Below are 3134 nucleotides of genomic sequence, written 5' to 3'. Positions count from 1 at the left end.
CCGATCGAGTGCCCGACCACGAAGTCCGGGCGCAGACCCCACGACTCCACCAGCCGGAACAGCGCCACCTCCAGCGCGAACAGCGCCGGCTGCGCATACCCCGTGTCGTCCAGCAGCGCCGCCTCCGCCGAACCCTCCGCCGCGAACAGGACGTCCCGGACGGGCCGTTCGTATCCGAGGTCGAAGCGGGCGAGGACGGCGTCCAGCGCCTCCGCGTACACCGGGTACCGGTCGTACAACTCCCGGCCCATGGCCGGGTACTGGCTGCCCTGGCCGGTGAAGAGGAAGGCCAGGCCGCCCGCGGCCGCCCGGCCGGTGACGAGGGCGGCGTCCGGCAGGCCGTCGCGCAGGGCGGCGAGGGCGCGCCGGAGCTCGGCGCGGTCGCCGGTGGTGACGGCGGCACGGTGGTCGAGTGCGGTGCGGGTGGTGGCGAGGGAGAACGCCAGGTCGGCGAGCGGTAGTCCGGGCCGCTCGTCGAGCGCGGTCAGCAGTCGGCCGGCCTGGGCGCGCAGGGCCCCGTCGGTGCGGGCGGACAGCGCGAAGGGCACGGTGTCGCCGTCCGTGGGCGCGACTGCCACGGCCGCGGCAGGCGCCTGTTCGAGGATCACGTGCGCATTGGTGCCGCTCAGCCCGAAGGAGGAGACGGCGGCACGGCGGGGCCGCCCGGTCTCGGGCCAGTCGCGCTCCTCGGCGAGGAGCTCGACGGCGCCCTCCGTCCAGTCGACGTGCGTGGACGGCCGGTCGATGTGCAGGCTGGCCGGGAGCACGCCGCTGCGCAGTGCCAGCACGGTCTTGATGACGCCGGCCACGCCGGAGGCCATCTGGGTGTGGCCGATGTTGGACTTCACCGAGCCGAGCAGCAGCGGCAGTTCGCGGTCCTGGCCGTAGGTGGCGAGCAGTGCCTGGGCCTCGATCGGGTCGCCGAGCCTCGTACCTGTGCCGTGGCCCTCGACGGCGTCGACCTCGCCCGGGGCGAGCCGGGCGTTGGCGAGCGCGGCACGGATCACACGCTGCTGCGCGGGCCCGTTGGGCGCGGTGAGGCCGTTGGAGGCGCCGTCCTGGTTGACGGCGGAGCCGCGCAGGACGGCGAGCACCGGGTGGCCGAGCCGCTCGGCGTCGGAGAGCCGCTCGACCAGGAGGAGGCCGACGCCCTCGGCGAGGCTCATGCCGTCGGCGGCCTCGGCGTAGGCCTTGCAGCGGCCGTCGACGGCCATCGCGCGCTGGCGGCTGAAGCCGACGAACGCGTTGGGCGTGGCCATCACGCTGACGCCGCCGGCGAGGGCGAGCGAGCTCTCGCCGTTGCGCAGCGACTGGCACGCCAGGTGCAGGGCGACGAGCGAGGACGAGCACGCGGTGTCGAGCGTGACGGCCGGGCCCTCGAAGCCGAAGGTGTAGGACAGCCGGCCGGACAGGACGCTCGGGATGGTGCCGGTGACGAGGTGGCCCTCGGCTCCGTCCTGGGCGGAGTCGCCGGGGCTGTAGTCCTGGTAGCTGGCGCCGATGAAGGTGCCGGTGAGGCTGCCGCGCAGGGCGGACGGGTCGAGGCCGGCGCGTTCCATGGCCTCCCAGGCCGTCTCCAGGAGGAGGCGCTGCTGCGGGTCCATGGCGAGGGCCTCGCGCGGGGAGATGCCGAAGAACGCGGCGTCGAAGTCGGCGACGCCCTCCAGGAAGCCGCCGCGCACCGAGTAGGTGCGGCCGGGCGCGTCCGGGTCCGGATCGTACAGGCCCTCGGTGTCCCAGCCGCGGTCCGCCGGGAACTCGGTGATGGCGTCGCCGCCCGAGGTGACGAGCCGCCACAGGTCCTCGGGCGAGGTGATCCCGCCGGGGTAGCGGCAGCTCATGCCGATGATGGCGATCGGCTCGTCCAGCGCCGCGCCCGCCGGCTCGACAGCGGGCCCGCCGGCGGCGGCGCCGGCGATCCTCTCACGCAGGAAGCGCACCAGGGCGAGCGGGTTGGGGTGGTCGAACACGAGGGTGCTGGGCAGCGTGAGCCCGGTCGCGGCGGCCAGCCGGTTGCGCAGGTCGACGGCGGTCAGCGAGTCGAAGCCGACGTCGCGGAAGGCGCGCTGCTCGGACAGCACGTCGGGCGAGGCGTGGCCGAGCGTGGTGGCCGCCTCGGCGCGGACCAGGTCCAGCAGTCGGCGCTCCTGCTCGGCGGCCGGCATGGCGCGCAGCCGGGCGGCGAACTCGCCGTCCCCGGCCGGTCGTTCGGCGGCCTCGGTGAGGCGGCGCACCTCGGGCACGTCCTCGAACAGGGCGGTCGGGCGGCCGGAGGTGAAGACCGGGTGGTAGCGCTCCCAGTCGACGTCGGCGATCGCGAGCACCTGCTCGTCGGCGTCCAGGGCCTGGCGCAGCCCGTCCAGGGCGAGCGAGGGGTCCATGAAGACCAGGCCGCTGCGCCGGATCTGGCCGGGGTCGACGCGGCCGAGCTTCAGGTCGTCGGCCCAGATGCCCCAGGAGATCGCGGTGGCCCGGCCGCCGCGGGCGCGGCGGTGCTCGGCGAGCGCGTTGAGGTAGGCGTTGCCCGCGACGTAGGCGGCGTGCCGGCCGCTGCCCCACATGCCGGCGGTGGAGGAGTACAGCACGAAGGCGTCGAGCTGGTCGTCGGGCAGGAGCTCGTCGAGGTGGCGGGCGCCGGCGGTCTTGGCGTGCAGGACCTTGGCGAAGGCCTCGTGGGTGGTCTCCTCGACCGACTGCAGTTCGATGACGGCGGCGGTGTGCACGACGGTGCGCACCTCGTGGCCGGCGGCGGCGAGGTCGGCGAGCATCCGCGCGACGGCGTCGCGGTCGGTGAGGTCGCAGGCCGCCATCTCGGCCGAGCAGCCCGCGGCGGCGAGCTCGGCGAGCAGTTCGGCGGCGCCCGGCGCGGTGGCGCCGCGACGGCTCGTGAGGACGATCCGCTCGGCGCCCTCGGCCGCGAGGCGGCGGGCCAGGTGCGGGGCGAGGGTGCCGGTGCCGCCGGTGATGAGGACGGTGCCGCGCAGCGGCCCGGCCTCCCGGCGGCCGGCGGCCTCGGCGCGCACGATGCGGCGGGCGTAGGCGCCGGAGGGGCGGATCGCCACCTGGTCCTCGTCGCGGGCGGCCAGCACCGCGGCCAGCCGCTCGCCGCCCCGCCGGTCGAGCGCGTCGGGCAG

Annotated in this window: 1 protein-coding gene; it reads right to left on the bottom strand. The window is 76.0% G+C overall.

The annotated features are described in order from the left end of the window. A partial coding sequence (locus AB0C76_RS41180) for a type I polyketide synthase (RefSeq protein WP_359975866.1) occupies positions 1 to 3134 on the bottom strand: 3134 nt, incomplete at both ends.

It is taken from the genome of Kitasatospora sp. NPDC048722, from assembly GCF_040650235.1.
Classification (GTDB): domain Bacteria; phylum Actinomycetota; class Actinomycetes; order Streptomycetales; family Streptomycetaceae; genus Kitasatospora.
Note: the sequence above shows the minus strand (reverse complement) of the source record. Positions and strands in the feature narration are given on the sequence as shown.